At 61.8% G+C, this 21,715-nt stretch carries 23 protein-coding genes; 19 read left to right on the top strand and 4 right to left on the bottom strand.

Annotated elements, in window-relative coordinates; genetic code table 11:
* The first annotated feature begins 77 nt into the window (after positions 1-77).
* Positions 78-1,109, top strand: a complete 1,032-nt coding sequence (locus ASD01_RS30930) for a polysaccharide deacetylase family protein (protein ID WP_034801463.1) — start codon at positions 78-80, stop codon at positions 1,107-1,109.
* Positions 1,110-1,142: 33 nt separating this feature from the next.
* Here ASD01_RS30930 and ASD01_RS30925 read toward each other — a convergent pair whose 3' ends face one another.
* Both ASD01_RS30925 and pdxH read right to left on the bottom strand, forming a co-directional pair.
* Complete coding sequence (locus ASD01_RS30925) at positions 1,143-1,349, bottom strand: GNAT family N-acetyltransferase (RefSeq protein WP_256385271.1); 207 nt, start codon at positions 1,347-1,349, stop codon at positions 1,143-1,145.
* Positions 1,350-1,746: 397 nt separating this feature from the next.
* A complete protein-coding gene (gene pdxH, locus ASD01_RS30920; RefSeq protein ID WP_082566261.1) occupies positions 1,747-2,436 on the bottom strand; it encodes a pyridoxamine 5'-phosphate oxidase in 690 nt (229 codons plus the stop codon).
* A gap of 71 nt (positions 2,437-2,507) precedes the next feature.
* On the opposite strand from pdxH, the gene ASD01_RS30915 reads away from it, so the two are divergent.
* The 4 genes from ASD01_RS30915 (at position 2,508) to ASD01_RS30900 (ending at position 5,930) form a co-directional block, all read left to right on the top strand.
* Positions 2,508-2,960, top strand: a complete 453-nt coding sequence (locus tag ASD01_RS30915) for an RT0821/Lpp0805 family surface protein (protein ID WP_034801195.1) — start codon at positions 2,508-2,510, stop codon at positions 2,958-2,960.
* A gap of 219 nt (positions 2,961-3,179) precedes the next feature.
* The gene (locus ASD01_RS30910; RefSeq protein ID WP_034801202.1) at positions 3,180-4,271 is read left to right on the top strand and encodes a DnaJ C-terminal domain-containing protein; all 1,092 of its coding nucleotides are present in this window, start codon (positions 3,180-3,182) and stop codon (positions 4,269-4,271) included.
* 208 nt (positions 4,272-4,479) lie between these two features.
* On the top strand, positions 4,480-5,298 hold the full coding sequence (gene fabI / locus ASD01_RS30905) for an enoyl-ACP reductase FabI (RefSeq protein WP_034801205.1): 819 nt from the start codon (positions 4,480-4,482) through the stop codon (positions 5,296-5,298).
* 47 nt (positions 5,299-5,345) lie between these two features.
* Positions 5,346-5,930, top strand: a complete 585-nt coding sequence (locus ASD01_RS30900) for a histidine phosphatase family protein (RefSeq protein WP_034801207.1) — start codon at positions 5,346-5,348, stop codon at positions 5,928-5,930.
* Positions 5,931-6,086: 156 nt separating this feature from the next.
* Here ASD01_RS30900 and ASD01_RS30895 read toward each other — a convergent pair whose 3' ends face one another.
* Positions 6,087-6,347, bottom strand: a complete 261-nt coding sequence (locus ASD01_RS30895) for a DUF1344 domain-containing protein (protein ID WP_034801209.1) — start codon at positions 6,345-6,347, stop codon at positions 6,087-6,089.
* Between the two features lie 296 nt (positions 6,348-6,643).
* Here ASD01_RS30895 and ASD01_RS30890 point away from each other — a divergent pair, with 296 nt between their 5' ends.
* The 3 genes from ASD01_RS30890 to ribB all read left to right on the top strand — a co-directional run bounded on the left by ASD01_RS30890 (position 6,644) and on the right by ribB (position 12,175).
* The gene (locus ASD01_RS30890; protein WP_051659576.1) at positions 6,644-9,823 is read left to right on the top strand and encodes a bifunctional diguanylate cyclase/phosphodiesterase; all 3,180 of its coding nucleotides are present in this window, start codon (positions 6,644-6,646) and stop codon (positions 9,821-9,823) included.
* 114 nt (positions 9,824-9,937) lie between these two features.
* The gene (gene aroC, locus ASD01_RS30885; RefSeq protein WP_034801213.1) at positions 9,938-11,035 is read left to right on the top strand and encodes a chorismate synthase; all 1,098 of its coding nucleotides are present in this window, start codon (positions 9,938-9,940) and stop codon (positions 11,033-11,035) included.
* Between the two features lie 39 nt (positions 11,036-11,074).
* A complete protein-coding gene (gene ribB / locus ASD01_RS30880) occupies positions 11,075-12,175 on the top strand; it encodes a 3,4-dihydroxy-2-butanone-4-phosphate synthase (protein ID WP_034801216.1) in 1,101 nt (366 codons plus the stop codon).
* 130 nt (positions 12,176-12,305) lie between these two features.
* Here ribB and ASD01_RS30875 read toward each other — a convergent pair whose 3' ends face one another.
* A complete protein-coding gene (locus tag ASD01_RS30875) occupies positions 12,306-12,836 on the bottom strand; it encodes an invasion associated locus B family protein (RefSeq protein ID WP_034801218.1) in 531 nt (176 codons plus the stop codon).
* A gap of 366 nt (positions 12,837-13,202) precedes the next feature.
* Between ASD01_RS30875 and coxB the strand changes: the two genes are divergently transcribed.
* The 11 genes from coxB (at position 13,203) to ispH (ending at position 21,675) form a co-directional block, all read left to right on the top strand.
* Positions 13,203-14,084 carry a cytochrome c oxidase subunit II gene (gene coxB / locus ASD01_RS30870; protein WP_034801222.1) on the top strand — a complete coding sequence of 294 codons (882 nt, stop codon included), beginning with the start codon at positions 13,203-13,205 and terminating at the stop codon, positions 14,082-14,084.
* A 20-nt stretch (positions 14,085-14,104) separates the two neighbouring features.
* Positions 14,105-15,793 (top strand): cytochrome c oxidase subunit I, encoded by a 1,689-nt coding sequence (gene ctaD / locus ASD01_RS30865; RefSeq protein WP_034801224.1) that lies wholly within the window; start codon positions 14,105-14,107, stop codon positions 15,791-15,793.
* 98 nt (positions 15,794-15,891) lie between these two features.
* Positions 15,892-16,848: a heme o synthase gene (locus ASD01_RS30860; RefSeq protein WP_034801469.1), complete on the top strand. Its 957-nt coding sequence runs from the start codon at positions 15,892-15,894 to the stop codon at positions 16,846-16,848.
* Complete coding sequence (locus ASD01_RS35860) at positions 16,848-16,988, top strand: hypothetical protein (RefSeq protein ID WP_043619862.1); 141 nt, start codon at positions 16,848-16,850, stop codon at positions 16,986-16,988. Before ASD01_RS30860 ends, ASD01_RS35860 begins: the two co-directional genes overlap by 1 nt.
* A gap of 11 nt (positions 16,989-16,999) precedes the next feature.
* Positions 17,000-17,593 (top strand): cytochrome c oxidase assembly protein, encoded by a 594-nt coding sequence (locus tag ASD01_RS30850; protein WP_034801235.1) that lies wholly within the window; start codon positions 17,000-17,002, stop codon positions 17,591-17,593.
* A gap of 64 nt (positions 17,594-17,657) precedes the next feature.
* Positions 17,658-18,536: a cytochrome c oxidase subunit 3 gene (locus ASD01_RS30845; RefSeq protein WP_034801236.1), complete on the top strand. Its 879-nt coding sequence runs from the start codon at positions 17,658-17,660 to the stop codon at positions 18,534-18,536.
* Between the two features lie 100 nt (positions 18,537-18,636).
* Positions 18,637-19,125, top strand: a complete 489-nt coding sequence (locus ASD01_RS30840) for a L,D-transpeptidase family protein (protein ID WP_034801239.1) — start codon at positions 18,637-18,639, stop codon at positions 19,123-19,125.
* Entirely contained in the window at positions 19,122-19,505 is a 384-nt protein-coding gene (locus tag ASD01_RS30835) for a DUF983 domain-containing protein (RefSeq protein WP_034801241.1), read from the top strand. Before ASD01_RS30840 ends, ASD01_RS30835 begins: the two co-directional genes overlap by 4 nt.
* Positions 19,474-20,241 carry an SURF1 family protein gene (locus ASD01_RS30830; protein ID WP_034801243.1) on the top strand — a complete coding sequence of 256 codons (768 nt, stop codon included), beginning with the start codon at positions 19,474-19,476 and terminating at the stop codon, positions 20,239-20,241. Before ASD01_RS30835 ends, ASD01_RS30830 begins: the two co-directional genes overlap by 32 nt.
* 54 nt (positions 20,242-20,295) lie before the next feature.
* On the top strand, positions 20,296-20,661 hold the full coding sequence (locus ASD01_RS30825) for a DUF1304 domain-containing protein (protein WP_034801245.1): 366 nt from the start codon (positions 20,296-20,298) through the stop codon (positions 20,659-20,661).
* Between the two features lie 3 nt (positions 20,662-20,664).
* A complete protein-coding gene (gene ispH / locus ASD01_RS30820; protein WP_034801247.1) occupies positions 20,665-21,675 on the top strand; it encodes a 4-hydroxy-3-methylbut-2-enyl diphosphate reductase in 1,011 nt (336 codons plus the stop codon).
* Positions 21,676-21,715 lie beyond the last annotated feature (40 nt).

Raw genomic sequence — 21,715 nt, 5'->3', positions numbered from 1 at the left:
CCCTCGCCGTTAACTTTCCAGGCTGTTAGTCCGCGCCGGAACCTCGCGGGCCAGATTTGGGGGCGACCATCAAGGGCATGATCAGGACAATTGTTCGCCGCGCCGCAATTGCCGGTGGGCTGGAAGTCGCGGGGGGGCTGAGCCGCGCCGGGCTGATTGCCAGCGCGCGCGGGCAGGGGGCGATCTTTACCCTGCATCATGTCCGGCCGAAATCTGCCCGTGCCTTCGATCCCAATGCGCACCTGGAAATCACGCCGGAATTCCTCGATGTCGCGTTGAGGACGCTGAAGCGCGACGGCTATCGCTTCACCCCGCTCGAACACTTGCCGGAGGCGCTGGCCGCCAAAGGTGGGCCGGTCGCCTGCTTTACCCTTGATGACGGCTACCGGAACAATCTCGAGCGCGCGTTGCCGGTCTTCCAGCGCCATCAGGCGCCATTCACGGTGTTCGTTACCGGCGGGTTCGTCGATCGCACCCATACGCTTTGGTGGGAGACGCTTGCCGATATGCTCGCAACGAGCGAGAAGCTGCGCTTTGACTTCGGCCGTGGCGTAGAAACATTGCAGGCGTCGACCGCGGCCGAAAGGCATGCCGTCTTCAATCGCATTGCGGCGTTCATTCACGGCCATGATGAGGCAAAGGCGATCGCTTCCTTGAACGCTGCAGCCCTCGATGGCGGCATCGATCCGCAGGCGATTACCGAACGCCTCACACTGGACGAGGCCGGTTTGCGGCGCCTGATCGAAAGTCCTATCGCGAGCCTCGGCGCCCACACGATCAGCCACCGCGCGGTCGCGCGCCTGACGGATGCTGAGGCGCGGCGGGAGATCGAGGGATCGCTGCGGCGCGTCGAGGCGATCACCGGTCGGCCGCCCCAGACTTTCGCCTATCCCTATGGCGACGCGCCGGCGGTATCCGAGCGCGACCACCGCATCGTCGCCGATTTGGGTTTCACCCTGGCCGTCACCACCCAGCCCGGCACGCTCATCGCTCGCGCGCAAGCCAGCCTTTATGCGCTACCGCGCATTTCTCTGAACGGCCATTTCCAGCGCGCCCGCTACGTTTCGGCTCTGGCCTCCGGCATACCGTTCCGCCGGGCGGCCGGCTAGAAAAGGCGACTTGGGCAGCCGAGTGCTTCGACGTCAATTGAAGGCGAAAGCCATGAGAATGCTGTCCTGGTAGACACCGTCGTGTTTCCAGTCGCGAACACGACGGCCTTCGATCTGGAAGTCAAACTGCGCGTAGAGCGCCCGGGCAGCGGCGTTCTCATGAAGGACGGAAAGCTCGATGCGTTCCAATCCGCGTTCGCGAGCGCGTTGCATCGCCAGTTGCAGGCGGCGGCGTCCAATTCCCTTCCCACGTTACCGAGGAGCCCCATGCCCACGGTCCCGACATGCGCCGAACGGGTGAGGCATCCAGCCGGATATCGCACCAGCCGACCACGCGATCGTCGACTGCAACGATCTGGGCGCCCGGGCGCGATGCAGGACTGTCATGTATGCGGCATCCGTCGAAGGGTGGTGCGCTTAGCCGTGAAAGCCAGCGGCCTTCCTGGGCGACGTCATCGAGGCAGCGGTGACAACCGGCTATATCGTCGAGCGTCGCGTCACGAACATCGATCGTCATCAATAGGCACTCAACGAAAATGCCCGGCTCGGGCCGGGCAAAAGAAAAGATCCGCTCGGCCACCTGCATGGCCGAGCGTCGTGATTGCATCTGGCGCCTCTCTTGCGACGGACGCGCGGCTTATGGGTACATACGCACCTTTTCCCAGCCGCCTTCGGGTGCCTCGCGGCGAAACTCCATCCGGTCATGAAGCCGGAAGGGGCGGTCGTGCCAGAATTCGATCGACGTCGGGCAGATGCGGAAGCCTGACCAATAGCTTGGGCGCGGGATTTCGCCGAGCGCGTGGCGGGCCGTGTATTCGGCAACGGCCTTTTCCAGCGCGAAGCGGCCTTCGAGTGGCCGCGACTGCTTCGAGGCCCAGGCGCCGATGCGGCTGCCGCGCGGCCGGCTCTTGAAATACTCGTCGGCCTCCTCGTCGGTGACGATCTCGACCGGGCCGCGCACGCGCACCTGCCGACGCAGCGATTTCCAGTGGAAGCACATCGCCGCCTTGCGGGCGCCAAGGATCTCCTCACCCTTCTGGCTTTCGAAATTCGTGTAGAAAACGAAGCCGCGCTCGTCGAAACCCTTAAGCAGCACCATGCGGACATTCGGCAGTCCGTCGGCATCGACGGTTGCGAGCGCCACCGCATTCGGGTCGTTGATCTCGCTACCTTCCGCGTCCTTCAGCCATGTGCCAAACAGGGAAAAGGGTTCATTTGATTCGGTGAAGTCACCGCTTGTTAACTCATTCGCCGCCATATTGCGTTCCAATGCCGTGATGTCTGGCGCGGAAATACTTCGGGATGAGCCCGACCGGTGTTTCCGCATCGAAAATGTCGGAGCCTGTATGTTGACCTTGTCGAGAAACGTGCGGCTCCAGCGAGTCTGACAGGATTGCCGTGCAAGACATAGCAAAGTGGATCGACGCCAAGAAGGGGTATTCCTTCGCCTTGCTGCGTAGCGCGGCAATTTGCCTGCCGGTCCTGGCGCTGTCCGGCTGCATGGGGGCTGGCCTCGACCTTTTCGGCAGCGGAGTCGACCGCACGGTTTCGACGGGCACAGTTCCCGTTGCCAAGACCTCCGATGGCCTTTCCGATGCGGTGATGGTTCGCAACGCCGTGACATCGGCCGAGCTCAACAGCGGCGCCATCAATCCTATTCCCTGGGCCAATGCGACCTCCGGCAGTGCCGGTGTCATCAGCAGCATCCAGGAAGACCGCGCCAGCGGCATGCTCTGCCGCCGCTTCACCACGACGCGTCATTCCTACGAAGGCATCGCCAAGTTCGACGGCAGCACTTGCCAGGGCGGCGACGGCGCCTGGTATCTGACGAGCTTCGGCCCGCGCGCCTGAGGGAGCGTTCGACGCAAGCCGTTGAAATCGGTGATTAACCACGTTTTGGCAAATGCGCGCATGACGGCCGACGTTGCCGTCTCAACGGCCACATGAGGCCGCGTGGCTAACCACTATTTAGCAACTTCTCCGGATCATCGGTGTTCAGTGGACGGGCGACAATGGCGCCTGCAATCGGGGCAAAGGCGGGCATCAGGGAGAGGCCGCCGATCAGAGAAGATGGTAGAAACCATGCGTGATCCCTATGTGATCCTCGGGGTGCGGCGCAATGCCGGGCAGGATGAAATCAAGGCCGCCTGGCGTTCGCTGGCAAAGGCCGTGCATCCGGACCATAACCAGGACGATCCCAACGCCGCGGAGCGTTTTGCCGAAGCCGGCAAGGCCTATGAGCTGCTGCGCGACCCGAAGCTCAGAAGCCGCTACGACTATGCGCGCCGCGAAGCCGAGCTTCGTCGCATGGAGGCGATGAAGGCAAAGATGCGGCCTCAGGAAGAGGCGCCGGTCGACGCCGAGACCGCCGAGGACGCCATTTCACAGATTTTCGGCGCGGAGACCCGCAGCAAGTCGGCCCGCCCATCGCCGAAGCCGACGCCGAAACCATCGCCCAAGCCGGCTGCGGCAGCAAAGGAGCCGGAGCGCCCGGCCCAGGCTTCCGAAAGCAAGCCGGAACCAGCCCTCGAACCGCAGCAGGAAAACGCTCTCAAGACAGAGACTCCGCTGATGCAGCGTGCAGCAGCACCGGCCGCCGAGCTTGTGGCGGCGATCGTCCGGCGCATCCGGGGTCGCGCGGCAAAGACGGCCGAGAAGGTCCCGGATCTTCCCGTCGATCTCGCCGTCAGTATTGAGGACCTGATCAGCCGCCAGCGCCTCAGCGTCGAGCTTCCCGACGGCGAAAGCCTGAAGGTGCAGATCCCTCCGGGCGCCGTCGACGGTCAGAGCATTCGTCTGGCGGAGCAGGGCTATCGGGTGACCGGCATGACCCGTGGCGACGTCGTCGTCACGCTCAGGGTCGACCAGGGCGGGACGTTCCGCGCCCGCGGCCTCGATCTCATGACCACCTTGCCGATCGATCTGCAGGGCGCCGTGCTCGGCTGCGAACAGGTGCTCGAAACCCCGGTCGGGCAGGTTACGGTGGTCGTGCCGGCCTGGTCCGGCTCCGACAAGGTCCTCCGCCTTGCGGGCAGCGGGATGCCCGGTGCTTATGGTACGCATGGCGATCTGCTGGTCGAATTGCGGCTGGTCCTGCCCGAGGCGCCCGACGACAAGATCACCGATCTGATGAAGTCGCAGCGCGACGGCCTCTATCTGTGACAGGCCATTTGTGACAGTTCGCTGACACACTGAACCAATATTACGGGGACTAACAGTTCCTGATCTCAGCCGTGCTTGAACCACCCTTGCGGCTATGCCATAGGCAATTCTCGACATTTTGCCGCACCCGTTCTCGTGGGGCGTCTGTGACATTTTTGATCTTTGGCACCGGCGACGGCCGATGCTGGAATAGTATTGGGGACTTACCATGGCTCAGGCATCCGGTCTGATGAAGGGCAAGCGCGGCGTCATCATGGGCGTTGCAAACAACCGTTCCATCGCATGGGGCATTGCCAAGGCCATCCACGCGCAGGGTGGTGAAGTTGCGTTGACCTATCAGGGCGACGCTCTGAAAAAGCGCGTCGAGCCGCTGCTCGCGGAAATCGACGGCTTCATGGCCGGCCATTGCGACGTCAGCGACGAAGCCACCATCGACGCGGTCTTCGACGCGCTTGAGAAGAAGTGGGGCAAGATCGATTTCGTGGTGCATGCGATCGGCTTCTCCGACAAGGACGAACTGACCGGCCGCTACGTCGATACCTCGGCCGACAACTTCGCCAAGACGATGCAGATCTCGGTCTATTCCTTCACTTCGGTTGCCCGTCGCGCTGAAAAGCTGATGACGGACGGCGGATCGATGCTGACGCTGACCTATTACGGCGCCGAAAAGGTCATGCCGAACTACAACGTCATGGGTGTCGCCAAGGCTGCCCTGGAAGCAAGCGTCAAGTACCTCGCCGTTGACCTCGGCCCCAAGAACATCCGCGTCAACGCGATTTCTGCAGGCCCGATCAAGACGCTGGCCGCTTCGGGCATCGGCGACTTCCGCTATATCCTCAAGTGGAACGAGTACAACGCGCCGCTGCGCCGCACCGTCACCATCGAGGAAGTCGGCGACGTCGGCCTCTACATGCTTTCGGACCTGTCGCGCTCGGTTACCGGTGAAGTGCACCACGCCGACAGCGGCTACCATGTCGTCGGCATGAAGGCTGTGGACGCGCCCGATATCTCCGTGATCAAGGACTGACCGAACCGCCAAGGCGGATTCGGCAGCCTGCTGCCCGGAGACATGTTGTGCTGATCTATGTGATCCGTCACGGACAGACCGACTGGAACGCCGAAAGCCGGCTCCAGGGGCAAAAGGATATCCCTCTCAATGATTTCGGTCGCCAGCAGGCGACCGGCAACGGCGTGGCGCTTGGAGGCATCCTCGGCGCCGATGCCCGGCATTTCGACTTCGTCGCCAGTCCGCTCGGCCGCACGCGCGAGACCATGGAGCGTGTCCGGCGGGCCATGGGGCTCGATCCGGACGCCTACCGCACCGACGAGCGGCTCAAGGAAGTTTCCTTCGGCGATTGGGAAGGGCACACGCTGCCAGAACTCAAGCGCTCTGCGCCACAGAGGATCGCCGAGCGGCGCGCGGTGAAATGGGACTTCATTCCGCCCGGTGAGGATGCCGAGAGTTACGAAATTCTGTCCTGGCGCATAGCCGCCTGGCTCAGGGACGTGACGAAGCCGACGGTCTGCGTCAGCCACGGCGGCGTCATTCGCGTGCTCTTCAAGCTTTTCGGGGAAATGGAAGCCGAGGAGGCCGCGACCGCGGCGATCCCGCAGGACCGCCTTCTGCGCATCTCCGGCAATGCCATCGGCTGGGTCTGATAGCCTGAAGCGTAGGGCGTAGATTGGCGCAGCGACGCGCAAAGCGCTTCACATGGATGCCCGCGCGAGGGGCATCCGATAAAAGGTCATTTTCCAGAAATGTGAAAATCCGGTTCGGGCGAACCGCGCAGCGGCCTGTAGGAAAGGCCGCGCTTTCTATTGAACGATTTCGAGATCGTTGATGACCCGCTTGCCGTCCACTTCCGTGTAGAAGACGAGAACCTTTACGCCGGCCTTCAGGCCCTCGAAATTGAATTCCTCGGGCGCCTGATAGTTCTTGCCGTCGTCAAGCGACAGGCTCAGCCTTTCGGTATCAACACCCGTAATGGTAGCTTCAACGTCGGCGCTTTCGGCAAGGGCGGACAAGGGGGAGAGCAGCCCTGCGGTGGCCATGAGTGCGGCAATAACAAAACGCATTCTTCTTGCCCTCTTCAACGTTTCTGCGAACATCCTTGTCACTCCCCTTTGATCCCCGATTGTGGCAAAAATTGCCTTGCGGCGTGGCTTTTGGCCGGACGCCCCCGCTTTTTTGATGGTCTATCCGAACTCTGGAGACTGGACGGCGGTACCGTATTTTTCAAGCGGGCAGGGGCCGAACTCCGGGTATCGGCGGGGTGGTTTCCCCATGAATTATAGGGTTTGCCAAGGAATTGTGACGAAAGCCAATCTTAAGACTCGCTCGCTACCTTTGGTTGGGGATCGAGGGGAAGAGATTGAAGATCATTGATGTTCTGCGCCAGCGCATTCGGGCCGCCGCCAGATTTGCGAAACCCTCGCTCATTCCGGCGGCGATCGCGGGCCTCGTCGTGTTTACGGGCGGGCATGTCTATGAGCGGCAAAACCGTGAAAACTTCCAGAACGACCTCAGGATCGACGTCGAGAACGAACTGAACCTCATTGCCAACCGCCTGCAATCGGAGGTTAACACCAGCATTGCCGCGCTGAACGGTTTTGCCAACAGCATCGGCGTGCATCCGGCCATGACAACAGACGATTTCACCGTCATGGCGACGAAGCTCCTCCTGCAGAATCCGCAAATGGTGCGCGCCTCGGCAGCGCCCGGTGGCGTCGTGCGGATCGCCTTTCCGCGCGAGAGCCAGCAATGGTTCGTCGGCAGCGACTTCAACCGATTCGGCGCGACAAGACATGCCATCGAGCGCGCGTCCTCGACGGTTAGGCCGGTGATGATCGGCCCGATCCGGTTGCCAAGCGGTCGCAATGGTTTCGAGCTGTTCCTGCCAGTCTTTTCCAAGATCCAGGGACGCATGGAGCGTTGGGGCTACGTCGAGGCCATACTCGACGAGAAGGCGCTGTACCGCGCCGCGCGCCTGCTCGAGTCGGGCGGCGAGGCGCCGGAACTGGCGCGGGACCACCGCCATGTCGACGTTCACCTGGCGATCCGCGATATTTCCGAGCCGGACCGCATACAGGATGCGTTCTATGGCGACGACGCTCTTTTTCGCGCTGCGCCGGTCAACCGCCGGTTGGAGCTAGCAGGCGGCGTGTGGGAGCTGGCGGCCATGCCCGTCGGCGGATGGCAGCAGCTTCCCGAAAACAGCATCTTCATCCAATTGGCGATCGCCGTCGCCGTCACGGTGGTGGTTATCCCGATCCTCCTGGCTGGCGGCCTCGTCAACGAGCGACAGCGCAACATCGCCAAGCTGAAGGCGCGGGAAGGGGAGGTGATGACGCTGTCTCACCGCCTGAACCTCGCGCTCGACGCGTCGAAGATCGGTATCTGGGAAATCGACGTAGAGAGCCAGCAGCGTTCCTGGGACGACCGGATGTTCCACCTGCATGGACTGGAGGTGCATCTGGACGAGCCCACGTACGACGAGTGGCGCGCGACCGTGCATCCCGACGACATAGGTATTGCCGCCAATGCGCTGTTCCGTAGTCTCGATGACGGCCTCGAGTACCGATCGCAGTATCGTGTCATTCTGCACGACGGTACGGTGCGCCACATCCGCAATGTCGGATCCAGCCACCGCGGCGCCGATGGCCGCGCCAAGGTCACCGGTATCAGCTGGGATGTCAGCGACGATGTGCTGAAGAACGAGCGGCTGAGTGCGGCCAAGGCACAGGTCGACCAGCAGAACCTTGAGCTCGAGCAGGCGCTGAAGGGTCTCTACGAGCGTGAACAGGATCTAGAACTCTTGTCACGACGTCTCGACCTCGCTCTTGATTCCTATCGCTGCGGCATGTGGGAGGCCGATCTCGACAACAACGTCGCCTATTGGGACGAGCGCATGCATCAGCTCTACGGGCTGGTCTATACCGACGGCGCCACCAACGAGCAGACATGGCTTCAAGCGCTGCACCCCGATGACCGGCAGCCGGCGCTCAACGCGGTCAATCGCGCCATCGAAGCGGACGAAACCTATGTGCATCAGGTGCGGGTGATATTGTCGGCCGGAACGGTTCGCCACATCCGCTCGGTCGGCAAGCTGCACGTCGCCCCGGACGGTGCACGGAAATTCGTCGGCATGGCGCTCGATGTTACCGACGACGTGCTGATGACGGAACAGTTGCGCGCGGCCAAGGCCATGGCGGACGCAAAGAACGCCGAGCTGGAGCAGGCCCGGGTTCGCATCGAGCACAACGCACTGCATGACCCGCTGACAGGGCTCGGCAACCGCCGCATGCTCGACAAGGCGCTGGAGCGACTGACCCTGGACGCCGGCAGCGACCGTGAGGACATCGCCATCCTTCATATCGATCTCGACCGGTTCAAGCAGATCAACGACACCCTGGGTCACGCAGCCGGCGACGCCATGCTGATCCATGCCTCGGAGATCCTGCGGGCGAACACATCGTCGGGCGACATCATTGCCCGCATCGGTGGCGACGAGTTCGTTGTCGCCGTTACCGGCGAACAGGGCGAGGCGACGCTTGCTGCCCGTTGCGACCGGATCATTGCCGCGATGCGGCAGCCGGTCGACTACAACGGATTTCCCTGCCGTTTTGGTGTCAGCATCGGCGTGGCAGTCGGGCATGGCGCCGACATCGACGCGCGCAAGCTGCTTGTTAACGCCGATATCGCGCTCTATCGCGCCAAGGAGGCGGGCCGGAACCGCTACCAGTTCTTCACCGAGGTGCTGCAGGCGGAAGTGGTGACCGCCAAGCGCATTGCCGACGAGATTTTGGAAGGCATCGAGCGCGACGAATTCGAACCCTGGTATCAACCGCAGTTCGATGCGACGACGCTCGCGCTTTGCGGCGTCGAGGCACTGGTGCGCTGGAGGCATCCGCGCGAGGGCATATTGACGCCGGATCGTTTTCTCGGCATCGCCGACGAACTCAACGTGACGGCGATGCTCGACCGTCTCGTTCTGGAGAAATCTCTCACCGATCAGATGCGATGGGCAGCGGCCGGCATTCGGGTTCCCAAGATCTCGGTCAATGTTTCGGCCAAGCGGCTGCAGGACGACGACCTGCTGTCCTCGCTTGAAGGCATGAGCATCACGCCCGGACAGATCTGTTTCGAACTGGTGGAGTCGATCTTCCTCGACGAAAGCGACGATATCGTCGCCGCCAACATCGAGGGCATCAAGAAGCTCGGGATCGATATCGAACTCGACGATTTCGGCACCGGCCATACCTCGATCGTCAGCCTTTTGAAGATCAAGCCGAAGCGGTTGAAGATCGACCGCCAGCTCGTCGTTCCGGTTTTGAGCGCCCGCAGGGAGCAGGCGTTGGTGCGCTCGATTATCGAGATTGCCCGCTCGCTCAATATCGAGACCGTGGCCGAGGGCGTGGAAACCATGGCGCATGCCGAAATGCTCGGCATTCTGGGCTGTGATGTGCTGCAGGGCTACGCATTTGCCCGGCCGTTGAGCGCGGAGAAGTTTCTCGCCTTTGCAACCGAACGCGGCTTGCGCCTGGCGTCGTGATGAAGGAGGTCGCGTCGGGTCGCAAAAGCCTTTCCCCATCTCCGGCTTTCCACTAAGAGAAGGCATCCGCGTACAAAACGTACGGCCGTTGCTTGCTTAGGGTCGGTTGCCTTCATGTCGCATAACACTTTCGGTCATCTCTTCCGCGTTACCACCTGGGGCGAAAGCCACGGGCCGGCGCTCGGCTGCGTCATCGACGGCTGCCCGCCCGGCATCCGTTTCACGCTCGCCGAACTCCAGGTCTGGCTCGACAAGCGCAAACCCGGCCAGTCGCGCTTCGTGACACAGCGCCGCGAGGACGATCTGGTCAAGGTTCTCTCCGGCGTCATGTTCGACGAGGACGGCGAGACGATGATCTCGACCGGAACGCCGATCTCGATGCTGATCGAAAACACCGACCAGCGCTCGAAGGACTATTCCGAGATCGCCAAGCGCTATCGCCCGGGCCACGCCGATTACACCTACGATCTGAAATACGGCATCCGCGATTATCGCGGTGGCGGCCGTTCCTCGGCGCGCGAGACCGCGGCGCGCGTCGCTGCCGGTGGTGTCGCCCGCAAGGTCGTGCCGGGTCTCGTCGTGCGCGGCGCGCTCGTGCAGATCGGCAAACACAAGATCAACCGCGCCAACTGGGATTGGACCGAGGTCGACAACAACCCCTTCTTCGCACCGGATCCGGAGATCGTGCCGGTCTGGGAAGAATATCTCGATAGCATCCGCAAGTCCGGATCCTCGATCGGCGCCGTCGTCGAAGTGGTTGCCGAGGGCGTGCCCGCCGGCATCGGTGCGCCGATCTATGCCAAGCTTGACCAGGACATCGCCTCGAACCTGATGTCGATCAACGCCGTCAAGGGTGTCGAGATCGGCAACGGTTTCGGTGCGGCCGAAATCACCGGCGAGGAAAACGCCGACGAAATGCGCATCGGCGCTGACGGCAAGCCGGTCTTCCTGTCGAACCATGCTGGCGGTATTCTTGGTGGCATCGCCACCGGCGAGCCGGTGATCGCGCGTTTCGCCATCAAGCCGACCTCGTCGATCCTCACCGAGCGACGCTCGGTCGACAGCGACGGCAACGAGGTCGATGTGCGTACCAAGGGTCGCCACGATCCGTGCGTCGGCATCCGCGCCGTGCCGATCGGCGAGGCGATGCTTGCCTGCACGATCGCCGATCACTACCTGCGTGACCGCGGCCAGACCGGCCGCCTCAAGTAATTCGGCTTCAACCGGCCCAGACAATTCGGGAAGAACACCATGTCCTATGATCAGAAGCGTGTCGTCGATGCCATTCGCGCCTTCGAGGCCGGCGAAATCGTCGTCGTCACCGATGACGACGGCCGCGAGAACGAGGGCGACCTGATCGTCGCGGCGGTGCATTGCACGCCGGAAAAGATGGCCTTCATCGTGCGCCACACCTCGGGCATCGTCTGCACGCCGATGCCGCGCGAGGAGGCCAAGCGCCTGAACCTCAACGCCATGGTGGCGGAAAACGATTCCGCGCACACCACCGCCTTCACAGTCTCGGTCGACTTCAAGCACGGCACGACGACGGGCATTTCCGCCGACGACCGCACGCTGACGGTACGCAACCTCGCCAATCCCAATGTCGGGCCGACGGACTTCGTTCGCCCCGGCCACATTTTCCCGCTGGTCGCGCGCGAAGGCGGCGTTCTCATGCGCTCCGGCCATACGGAAGCTGCCGTCGACCTCTGCAGGCTCGCCAGCCTGCCGCCGATCGGCGTCATCTGCGAACTCGTCAATGACGACGGCACCGTCATGCGTGGGCCGCAGGTGGCGAGCTTCGCCGACACCCATGGCCTGAAGCAGGTTTCGGTCGCCGATCTCATCGCCTATCGTCAGCGCAAGGAAACGCTGATCGAGCATGGCGGCTCCTTCGATATCGAGACGCCCTATGGTCCGGCCAAGGGACATTCCTATTCTCTGCCCTGGGATCCGATGCAGCATCTCGCCGTCGTCTTTGGCGACATCCGTGACGGCGTCGATATCCCGGTTCGCCTGCATCTCGAAAATGTCGGCGCCGACGTCTTCGGCAGGGACTGCCAGATCGACCGCATCATGAAGCGCATTGCCGATGAGGGCAGGGGGGTCATCGTCTATCTGCGCGAAGGCTCGGTCGGCGTCGGCGTGTCGCAGACGGCGCGCAAGGGCAAGCACGAGCGCGAAGCGCACGACGAGGCGCAGGCGCGCGAAAACGAGTGGCTGGAAATCGGCCTCGGCGCGCAGATCCTGAAGGATCTCGGCATCAGCTCCATCAGGCTGCTCGCTTCGCGTGAACGCCACTATGTCGGCCTCGAAGGCTTCGGCATCAAGATCGTCGGGACCGACATCATCTAAAGACGCGTCGCTCTCGCATGCATCAGGCCCGGATCATCGATCCGGGCCTTGTCTTTTATGCTCGGCGGCAGCCAACAAAAAAGCCGCGCTCGAAGCGCGGCTCTTTGTTTGTCTTTGAATTTGTCGCCGTTCAGGGCAACGCGTCGTAGCCTTCGCCGAAGCCCTTGAGGTCGACAGGGATGCCGATGCCTTCTTCGGGCGACTGGAAGACGATGAAGGTCGCGGTCGCACCGGAACGGAAGGTCTTCAATAGTTCGTCCTCGAGCACCACTTCTGCGTAGCAGCCGTCGGAGAAGCAACGCACGAAATAGGCGCGGCCGATATCCTTGCCGTCGACGTTCAGGCCGAGGCCGTTCGGCAGAAGCACGCCGAGCGGAGCGAGTACGCGCAGGATCTTGGCCTTGCGATCCGCAGTCTTCAAAACGACCACCGACAGGCCAACTTCGGGCCGGTCTTCGGCGATGACGTTTTGCATCAGCGCGCACTGGTCAGCGGAGGCGCCCGGCGGCTGATCGCAGACGATCGACCATGCGCCATGGTTGGACTTGACCGTGCCGGGTGTTCCGGCGGGCTGCTGGGCCAGGCTTTGAGCCGGGAGAGCGAGAACGGCAAGGCCGAAGGCGGCGAAGGCCGACAGTCGGGAAAAGAGGGGCAGGCCCATGTAAACCTCAAAACGTCGAATCATCAGGGCTATTCTTGAAGCGCGCAGGAATAAATGAAAAGCCCTGCGGGGCACATTCCAGCGCCATATGGCGGAAATTGGGCGGGTTGGGCGCCCTATCCGGCGCGCCGCCGTCAAAGCGCTGTGCAATCGGATCGCCAAGCGCGCAGAAGAGCCCCTATAGGTGGTTTCGCCACGGGTTTCGAGGGGTGCCTGTGTGAAAAGCTGCGTTTGTGCAAAAATGCCGCATGGGGTTGATTGGTCAGATGTTGCGGCATCGGACAAACTGTGGTTTGAAGCGCAGCAGTATCGCAGGGATTCTGCGTTCCGGTTTGATCCTGATCAAGCGCATTGGGGAGACACATTGTGAAAAACAAGGCTTATGCAGTTCTGGCAGCGCTTGCCTGTCTGCTTTTTGCTTCGAGCGCCTTTGCTGACAAGCCTGTCGAATGGCAGACGAATTTTCAGACGGCCGCTACGGGCATCATGGAAGAAATCACGTGGTTTGAACATTATACCCTGTGGTTCATCATTCCGATTACTCTCTTCGTTCTCCTCCTTTTGATCATCGTTGTGATCAAGTTCCGCGAAAGCGCGAACCCGGTTCCGTCCAAGACCAGCCACAACACCGCGATCGAAGTCGTCTGGACCGTCGGTCCGGTCGTCATCCTTCTCTTCCTCGCCATTCCGTCCTTCCAGCTCCTGACCGCGCAGCTGACGCCGCCGGCCAATCCGGACCTGACGCTCAAGGCGACCGGCAACCAGTGGTACTGGTCCTACGAGTATGAAGTCGGCGAAAGCCCGCTCACCTTCGACAGCATCATGATGAAGGAAGAAGATCGCGCGACGCTCGGCAAGGAAGACAAGAAAGAATATCCGCGCCTGCTCGCCGTCGACAACGAAGTCGTCGTGCCGGTCGGCAAGACGGTTCGTGTTCTCGTCACCGCTGCTGACGTGATCCACGCTTTTGCAATGCCTGCCTTTGGCGTGAAGATCGACGCCGTTCCCGGTCGCCTGAACGAAACCTGGTTCAAGGCCGAGCGCGAAGGTCTCTACTACGGCCAGTGTTCCGAGCTCTGCGGTAAGGACCACGCTTACATGCCGATCGCCATCCGCGTGGTTTCGCAGGAAAAATACGACACCTGGCTCGCAGCCGCCGCAACGAATGTTGGCGATGCGAACAAGGCGCTCATGGCGTCCATCGACTCGGCCAAGACCGTCGACGTCGCCGCTAACGCCGCACAGTAATCGGAAGGGGAGCTCGACCCATGGCTGGAACAGCCGTTCATCACGACCAACGCCATGATCACTCCGATCATGGCCACGCAGACCATGCGCATAAGCCTTTGAGCTTCTTCCAGCGCTGGTTCCTGTCGACCAACCACAAGGACATCGGCACGCTCTACCTGATCTTCGCGATTTTCGCGGGCATCATCGGCGGCACGCTGTCCATCTTCATGCGCGCCGAGCTCCAGGAGCCAGGCATCCAGATCTTCCACGGCCTGGCGCAGATGGTTTACGGCTTCGAGGGCGATGCTGCCATCGATGGCGGCAAGCACATGTTCAACGTGTTCACGACCGCGCACGCGCTCATCATGATCTTCTTCATGGTCATGCCGGCGCTGATCGGTGGCTTCGCCAACTGGATGGTTCCGATCATGATCGGTGCGCCGGACATGGCGTTCCCGCGCATGAACAACATCTCCTTCTGGCTGATCATTCCTGCCTTCCTGCTCGTGCTGCTTTCGATGTTCGTCGAAGGCCCGGCTGGTGCCTACGGCGCAGGGGGAGGGTGGACGATCTATCCGCCATTCTCGACATCGGGCATGCCAGGACCGGCGATGGACTTCGTCATCCTCGGCCTGCACATTGCCGGCGCGTCCTCGATCCTCGGTGCGATCAACTTCATCACCACGATCCTGAACATGCGCGCTCCGGGCATGACGCTGCACAAGATGCCGCTCTTTGCCTGGTCGGTTCTGATCACCGCCTTCCTGCTTCTGCTCTCGCTGCCGGTTCTGGCAGGCGGCATCACCATGCTGCTCACCGACCGCAACTTCGGCACGGCCTTCTTCGCGCCTGAAGGCGGCGGCGACCCGATCCTGTTCCAGCACCTGTTCTGGTTCTTCGGTCACCCGGAAGTCTACATCCTGATCCTGCCGGGCTTCGGCATCGTCAGCCACATCGTTTCCACTTTCTCGCGCAAGCCGATCTTCGGCTACCTCGGCATGGCCTACGCCATGGTCGCGATCGGCGCCGTCGGCTTCATCGTGTGGGCACACCACATGTACACCGTCGGCATGTCGCTCGACACGCAGCGCTACTTCGTCTTCGCGACGATGGTCATCGCTGTTCCGACGGGCGTTAAGATCTTCTCGTGGATCGCGACGATGTGGGGTGGTTCGATCCGCTTCACGACCCCGATGGTCTGGGCGATCGGCTTCATCTTCCTGTTCACCGTCGGTGGCGTCACGGGCGTTCAGCTCGCCAACGCCGGCCTCGACCGCTCGCTGCACGACACCTACTACGTGGTTGCTCACTTCCACTACGTTCTGTCGCTCGGCGCCGTCTTCGCAATCTTTGCTGCCTGGTACTACTGGTTCCCGAAGATGACCGGCTACATGTACTCCGAGTTCGTCGGCAAGCTGCATTTCTGGGTCATGTTCATCGGCGTGAACCTGATCTTCTTCCCGCAGCACTTCCTCGGCCTCGCAGGCATGCCGCGCCGTTACATCGACTATCCGGATGCCTATGCCGGCTGGAACATGGTTTCGTCCTACGGCTCCTACATCGCAGCCGTCGGCGTCCTGATCTTCCTCTTCGGCGTCTTCGAAGCCTTCGCCAAGAAGCGCGTCGCTGGCGACAACCCGTGGGGCGAGGGCGCGAACACTCTGGAATGGCAGCTGTCTTCGCCGCCGCCGTTCCACCAGTGGGAACAGCTCCCGCGCATCAAGTGACGGGCAAAGAACAGAAGCCGCCGGTTCCGGCGGCTTCACCCCGCCGGGCAACCGGCGACACACGGCCCTTGCGGCCGGGACTTTTGCAGGGACAGGACATGACGGTCATCGACAATCACGAAGCAGTCGGCATGGAAGGCGTACCGCGCCTGTCCGAAGCCTCTGCGCGCGATTACTTCGAGCTTTTGAAGCCGCGTGTCATGTCCCTGGTCGTCTTCACGGCATTCGCCGGGCTGGTGCTGGCACCAGGACACATCAATCCTTTCATCGGTTTCATCGCCATCCTCTGCATCGCCGTCGGCGCTGGCGCCTCGGGCGCGCTGAACATGTGGTATGACGCCGACATCGACGCGGTCATGACCCGTACCGCCAAGCGCCCGATCCCGGCAGGCAAGATCCTGCCGCAGGAAGCGCTGGCATTCGGCCTGACGCTGTCTGCTTTTTCCGTGATCATCCTCGGGCTCGCCGTCAATTGGCTCGCAGCCGGGTTGCTCGCATTCACCATCTTCTTCTACGTGGTCATCTACACGATGTGGCTGAAGCGCTCGACGCCGCAGAACATCGTCATCGGCGGTGCTGCCGGCGCTTTCCCGCCGATGATCGGCTGGGCCTGCGTGACCGGCGCCGTGTCGGTGGAGAGCATCGTGCTTTTCCTGATCACCTTCCTATGGACCCCGGCGCATTTCTGGGCGCTCGCCCTCTTCAAGATGGGCGACTACGGCGCTGTCGGCGTACCGATGATGCCAAATGTCTGCGGCCAGGCGACCACCAAGAAGCAGATCGTCATCTACGCCGTTCTGACCGCACTTATCGGCATCTGTCCCACCTTGCTCGGTTTTGCGAGCATTGGTTACGGCGCAGTCGCAGCGGCCCTCGGCCTTGGCTTCGTATGGTACTCGATCGGCGTGCTGCGCATGCCGGAATCAGATGAGCGCATGCTGCCGGCCAAGAAGCTCTTTGCCTTCTCGATCATGTATCTGTTCGTGATCTTCTCCGCCCTGATGGCGGATCACCTGATCGTCAATATCTGGCTGAATGCCGGGAGTATTGCCTGATGGAAACCGTCAAGCTCACTGATGCCCAGAAGAAATCGCGCCGCGGCCGCAACATCGCGCTCGGCTTCGTGCTCTTCGGCCTCGTCGTCCTCTTCTACATCGTCACGCTGATCAAGTTCGGCAACGGCATGGTCAACTGAGGCGAAATGGCATGACGAAATCACCGCAGACCACAAGCTCGCAGCGCTCCAACCGCGTCGTCGTCGGCACTTGCCTCGCCTTCGTTGGCGGCATGGTGGGCATGGCCTATGCGGCTGTACCGCTTTACGACATGTTCTGCCGCGTCACCGGCTATAACGGCACGACGCAGCGCGTCGAGCAGGCGTCGGACGTCATCCTCGACGAGAAGGTCAAGGTCACCTTTGACGCGAACACTTCGGGCGGCCTGCCCTGGGAGTTCAAGCCGGTCCAGCGCGACATCGACATCCGCATCGGTGAAACGGTGCAGGTGATGTATAAGGCAAAGAACCTGTCGTCGAAGCCGACGACGGGCCAGGCGACCTTCAACGTCACGCCGATGCAGGCGGGCGCCTATTTCAACAAGGTCCAGTGCTTCTGCTTCACCGAGACGACCCTGCAGCCGGGAGAGGAGATGGAGATGCCGGTGGTATTCTTCGTCGATCCGGACATGGTCAAGGCGGTGGAGACCAAGGACATCAAGACGCTGACCCTTTCCTACACCTTCTATCCGCGCGAACCGTCGAAACCGGTCGCACAGGTGAAGACGGAACAGAACAAACTTTGACTGGAGGTCCTTTTCGGCTATGCCGGAAGGGCGACAAGAGAGAGACATATCGGGGATTACTGACATGGCCGGTGCGCATCAGAAGAATCACGACTACCACATCATCGACCCGAGCCCCTGGCCGCTGCTTGCTTCCATCGGCGCCTTTGTCATGGCGTTCGGCGGCATCTGCTACATGCGTTACCTGTCGGGTAGCTCGCTGAAGATCTTCGGCCTCGAGCTTGCCAACGTCTGGATCCTGCTCGCAGGCCTCATCATCGTGCTCTACACCATGTACGGCTGGTGGTCGGACACGGTGAAGGAAGCGCACGAGGGCCACCACACCCGCGTCGTTTCGCTGCATCTGCGCTACGGCATGCTCATGTTCATCGCTTCTGAAGTGATGTTCTTCGCGGCCTGGTTCTGGGCCTTCTTCGATGCGAGCCTGTTCCCGGGTGAAGCCATCCAGGCAACCCGCGCTACCTTCACCGGTGGCGTCTGGCCGCCGAAGGGCATCGAAGTGCTCGATCCGTGGCACTTGCCGCTCTACAACACCGTCATCCTGCTTTTGTCGGGCACGACGGTGACCTGGGCGCATCACGCGCTGCTGCACAATGACCGCAAGGGCCTGATCAACGGCCTGACGCTGACGGTCGTGCTCGGCGTGCTGTTCTCCTTCGTCCAGGCGTACGAATACGCCCACGCTCCCTTCGCCTTCAAGGACTCGATCTACGGCGCGACCTTCTTCATGGCGACCGGTTTCCACGGCTTCCACGTTCTGGTCGGCACGATCTTCCTGCTCGTCTGCCTGTTCCGCGCACTGCGTGGTGACTTCACACCGAAGCAGCACTTCGGCTTCGAAGCGGCCGCCTGGTACTGGCACTTCGTTGACGTCGTCTGGCTGTTCCTGTTCTTCTCCATCTACATCTGGGGAAGCTGGGGCGCGCCGATCGCGCACGGCTGATAGCGCGAGCATCTAAGTCAAGGAACAAGGCGGTTGCAGTCATGCAGCCGCCTTGTTCTTTTGGTGGTGTGCCCGCAGATCGGCTTGAGGGGAGACGGAAATGAGGTTGGCCTTGGTGGCTGCGACGCTAGTGGTATCCGGCGGTTTTCCCGCTGCGGCGGCCGATAGCGCGGACAGGGTTGTCGTGCACAAGGAGCGGCGGCTGTTGCAGCTCTTGCAAGGTGACCAGGTGATCCGTGAATACACGGTTGCCCTCGGCGGCAACCCCATCGGTCACAAGCGTCAGGAGGGAGACCAGCGGACGCCGGAAGGGCTCTATTCTCTCGACTGGCGCAATCCCGGCAGCGGTTACTACAAGTCCATCCACGTCTCTTATCCGGCGCTGGCCGATGTCTCTGCCGCTGCCGCGAACGGTGTCGATCCGGGCGGCATGATCATGATCCATGGCCAGCCCAATTATTTCGGCTGGCTGGCCTTTTTGACGCAGCGCTTCGATTGGACGAATGGCTGCATTGCCGTTACCAATGCCGAAATGGAAGAAATCTGGGCCATGGTTCCCAACAACACGCCAATCGAGATCAAGCCGTGAGTGAAGACAAGGCACATTTCCCGCCGGTTGACCCGGTGATGACCGGGATCAAGGGGCTTTGCCCGCGCTGCGGCCAGGGCAAGCTTTTCGACGGGTTTCTGAAGGTCAAGCCCGCCTGCGCAAGCTGTGATCTCGACTACAAGTTCGCCGATGCCGGCGACGGTCCCGTGGTCTTCGTGATCCTGATCGTCGGCTTCATTGTCGTCGGCGCGGCGCTCTGGGCGGAGGTCAACTTCAACCCGCCGCTCTGGCTGCATTTCATCTTGTGGATCCCGCTTGCGGTGATTTTCAGCCTCGGCCTGACGCGGATGCTGAAGGGTATCCTGATCAACCTGCAATATCGCAACAATGCGCGTCCCGGCGAGATCGACCGTGGCTGAGATCGCGACCAGCAAAAAGCGTGGCCTGATCGGCCGCATCGGCACGTTGCTGCTGCTCGTCGCGACATTTGCCATTCTTGTCTCTCTCGGTACCTGGCAGATGCAGCGGCTACACTGGAAGGAAAGCTTGCTTTCAGCCATGGCCGAGCGCAGGTCTGCGCCGCCGGCGACGCTTGCCGAGATCGAGAAGATCCTCGCTGATGGTGGCGACATCGACTACCGCACGGTTTCGGTGACCGGTGGGTTCGACCACACCAAGGAGCGGCATTTCTTCGCGACGTTCAATGGCCGCACCGGCTATTACGTCTTCACGCCGCTACGGCTGGACGACGACCGTTTTCTCTTCGTCAATCGCGGTTTCGTGCCTTTCGAGCAGAAGGATGCATCGACCCGGCTTGCCGGCGAGCTTCCCGCCTTCGTAGGCGTTCATGGTCTTGCAAGGCCGAAGCTTGACGGAAAGCCGTCGTCGCTCGTTCCCGACAACGACCTCGCCAAGAACATCTTCTACTGGAAGGATCTCGACACGATGGCGTCTTCGGTCGGCCTTCCCGCCGACAAGGTCGTGCCGCTGTTCGTCGATGCCGATGCGACGCCCAATCCGGGCGGTCTGCCGATTGGCGGTGTCACCCAGTTCGACCTGCCCAACAACCACCTGCAATATGCGCTGACCTGGTATGGGCTGGCAGCGGCTCTGGTGTTGGTCAGCGGCATCTATGCTATGCGGCGCGGGCGATAGTCTCGCGTTTGCCGTCATGCTAACCGTGTGGGACGAACGGCGGTGGGAGCAATTATGACGATCATTGCAAACACATTGATTGCTTTGACCGGCTTGCTGCATATCGGTTTTCTGGTGCTGGAAATGTTCCTGTGGACCGGGCCGAAGGGAAGGGCCGTGTTCCGCATGACGGCCGAGCAGGCCGAGGCGACACGGGTGCTCGCGGCCAACCAGGGGCTCTACAACGGCTTTCTTGCCGCCGGTCTGTTCTGGTCGTTGATCCAGGCGGAAGCCGCCTTTGCCTTTCAGCTGAAGGTGTTCTTCCTTGTGTGCGTGGTCGTTGCCGCTATATATGGCGCGTGGTCGGTCAAGCCGCGCATCCTCCTCATCCAGGGCGGCCCGGCGATCGCAGCGCTCGTTTTCCTACTAATGGCATCCTGATCCATGGCATCATCAGCGGCAGAAAAATCCCCGATCACCATCCGCCTTTGCGGCCCGCGCGGCTTTTGCGCCGGCGTCGACCGCGCGATCCAGATCGTCGTCCTGGCGCTGAAGGAATTCGGCGCACCGGTCTATGTCCGCCATGAGATCGTCCACAATCGCTACGTCGTCGAAGGCCTCGAAGCCAAGGGCGCAATCTTCGTTGAAGAGCTCGACGAGATCCCGCCGGAGCACCGCAAGCAACCGGTCGTCTTTTCGGCGCACGGCGTGCCGAAATCGGTGCCCGCCGACGCGGATGCCCGCAACCTTTTCTATCTCGACGCCACCTGTCCGCTGGTCTCGAAAGTCCACAAGCAGGCGATGCGCCACAACCGCCTCGGCCGCCATGTGGTCCTGATCGGCCATGCCGGCCATCCGGAAGTGATCGGCACTATGGGCCAATTGCCTGAAGGCACGGTATCGCTGGTCGAGACCGTCGAGGACGCCGACGTCTATCAGCCGCCGGACCCGGACAATCTTGGTTTCGTCACCCAGACGACACTGTCGGTCGACGACACCGCCGGCGTCATCAAGCGGCTGCACGAGCGCTTCCCGAACCTGACGGCGCCCGCCGCCGATTCGATTTGCTACGCCACCACCAATCGCCAGGAGGCGGTGAAGCAGGCAGCACCCGGCTGCGACCTGTTCCTGGTCGTCGGCGCGCCCAACTCGTCCAATTCCAAGCGGCTTGTCGAGGTGGCCCTTCGGGCCGGCGCGAAAAAATCAGTGCTGGTCCAGCGGGCGTCGGAAATCGACTGGGACGAAATCGGCGATATCTCTACGGTCGGCCTGTCGGCCGGCGCGTCTGCGCCGGAAGTAATCGTCAACGAGATCATCGAGGCGTTTCGCGAACGCTACGACGCTTCGGTGGAACTTGCCGATACGGTCGAGGAGAACGAGAACTTCCTCGTAAACCGCGAGATCCGCCACGTGCCGCTGACGGCTGCCGACATGGCCTTCGTCAACGGCGAATAAGCCGCATTCCCTGCCCGCATTTTCTTGAGAGTGGACACCC

Origin of the sequence: Ensifer sp. Root423 (assembly GCF_001426275.1) — a bacterium.
GTDB classification, from domain to species: Bacteria; Pseudomonadota; Alphaproteobacteria; order Rhizobiales; family Rhizobiaceae; genus Ensifer; species Ensifer adhaerens.
The sequence above is the reverse complement of the archived record's forward strand: the minus strand, read 5'-3'. Positions and strand labels throughout refer to the sequence as shown.

What these genes read in the sequence shown, in the direction of transcription:
- pdxH (WP_082566261.1), bottom strand. Translation starts at nt 2,436, where the DNA reads ATGCGGAAACACCGGTCGGGCTCATCCCGAAGTATTTCCGCGCCAGAC.
- ASD01_RS30895 (WP_034801209.1), bottom strand. Translation starts at nt 6,347, where the DNA reads ATGCGTTTTGTTATTGCCGCACTCATGGCCACCGCAGGGCTGCTCTCC.
- ASD01_RS30840 (WP_034801239.1), top strand. Translation starts at nt 18,637, where the DNA reads ATGAGGTTGGCCTTGGTGGCTGCGACGCTAGTGGTATCCGGCGGTTTT.
- ASD01_RS30830 (WP_034801243.1), top strand. Translation starts at nt 19,474, where the DNA reads ATGCGCGTCCCGGCGAGATCGACCGTGGCTGAGATCGCGACCAGCAAA.
- ASD01_RS30825 (WP_034801245.1), top strand. Translation starts at nt 20,296, where the DNA reads ATGACGATCATTGCAAACACATTGATTGCTTTGACCGGCTTGCTGCAT.
- ASD01_RS35860 (WP_043619862.1), top strand. Translation starts at nt 16,848, where the DNA reads ATGGAAACCGTCAAGCTCACTGATGCCCAGAAGAAATCGCGCCGCGGC.
- ribB (WP_034801216.1), top strand. Translation starts at nt 11,075, where the DNA reads ATGTCCTATGATCAGAAGCGTGTCGTCGATGCCATTCGCGCCTTCGAG.
- ASD01_RS30845 (WP_034801236.1), top strand. Translation starts at nt 17,658, where the DNA reads ATGGCCGGTGCGCATCAGAAGAATCACGACTACCACATCATCGACCCG.
- aroC (WP_034801213.1), top strand. Translation starts at nt 9,938, where the DNA reads ATGTCGCATAACACTTTCGGTCATCTCTTCCGCGTTACCACCTGGGGC.
- ispH (WP_034801247.1), top strand. Translation starts at nt 20,665, where the DNA reads ATGGCATCATCAGCGGCAGAAAAATCCCCGATCACCATCCGCCTTTGC.
- ASD01_RS30930 (WP_034801463.1), top strand. Translation starts at nt 78, where the DNA reads ATGATCAGGACAATTGTTCGCCGCGCCGCAATTGCCGGTGGGCTGGAA.
- ctaD (WP_034801224.1), top strand. Translation starts at nt 14,105, where the DNA reads ATGGCTGGAACAGCCGTTCATCACGACCAACGCCATGATCACTCCGAT.
- fabI (WP_034801205.1), top strand. Translation starts at nt 4,480, where the DNA reads ATGGCTCAGGCATCCGGTCTGATGAAGGGCAAGCGCGGCGTCATCATG.
- ASD01_RS30910 (WP_034801202.1), top strand. Translation starts at nt 3,180, where the DNA reads ATGGTAGAAACCATGCGTGATCCCTATGTGATCCTCGGGGTGCGGCGC.
- ASD01_RS30860 (WP_034801469.1), top strand. Translation starts at nt 15,892, where the DNA reads ATGACGGTCATCGACAATCACGAAGCAGTCGGCATGGAAGGCGTACCG.
- ASD01_RS30850 (WP_034801235.1), top strand. Translation starts at nt 17,000, where the DNA reads ATGACGAAATCACCGCAGACCACAAGCTCGCAGCGCTCCAACCGCGTC.
- ASD01_RS30875 (WP_034801218.1), bottom strand. Translation starts at nt 12,836, where the DNA reads ATGGGCCTGCCCCTCTTTTCCCGACTGTCGGCCTTCGCCGCCTTCGGC.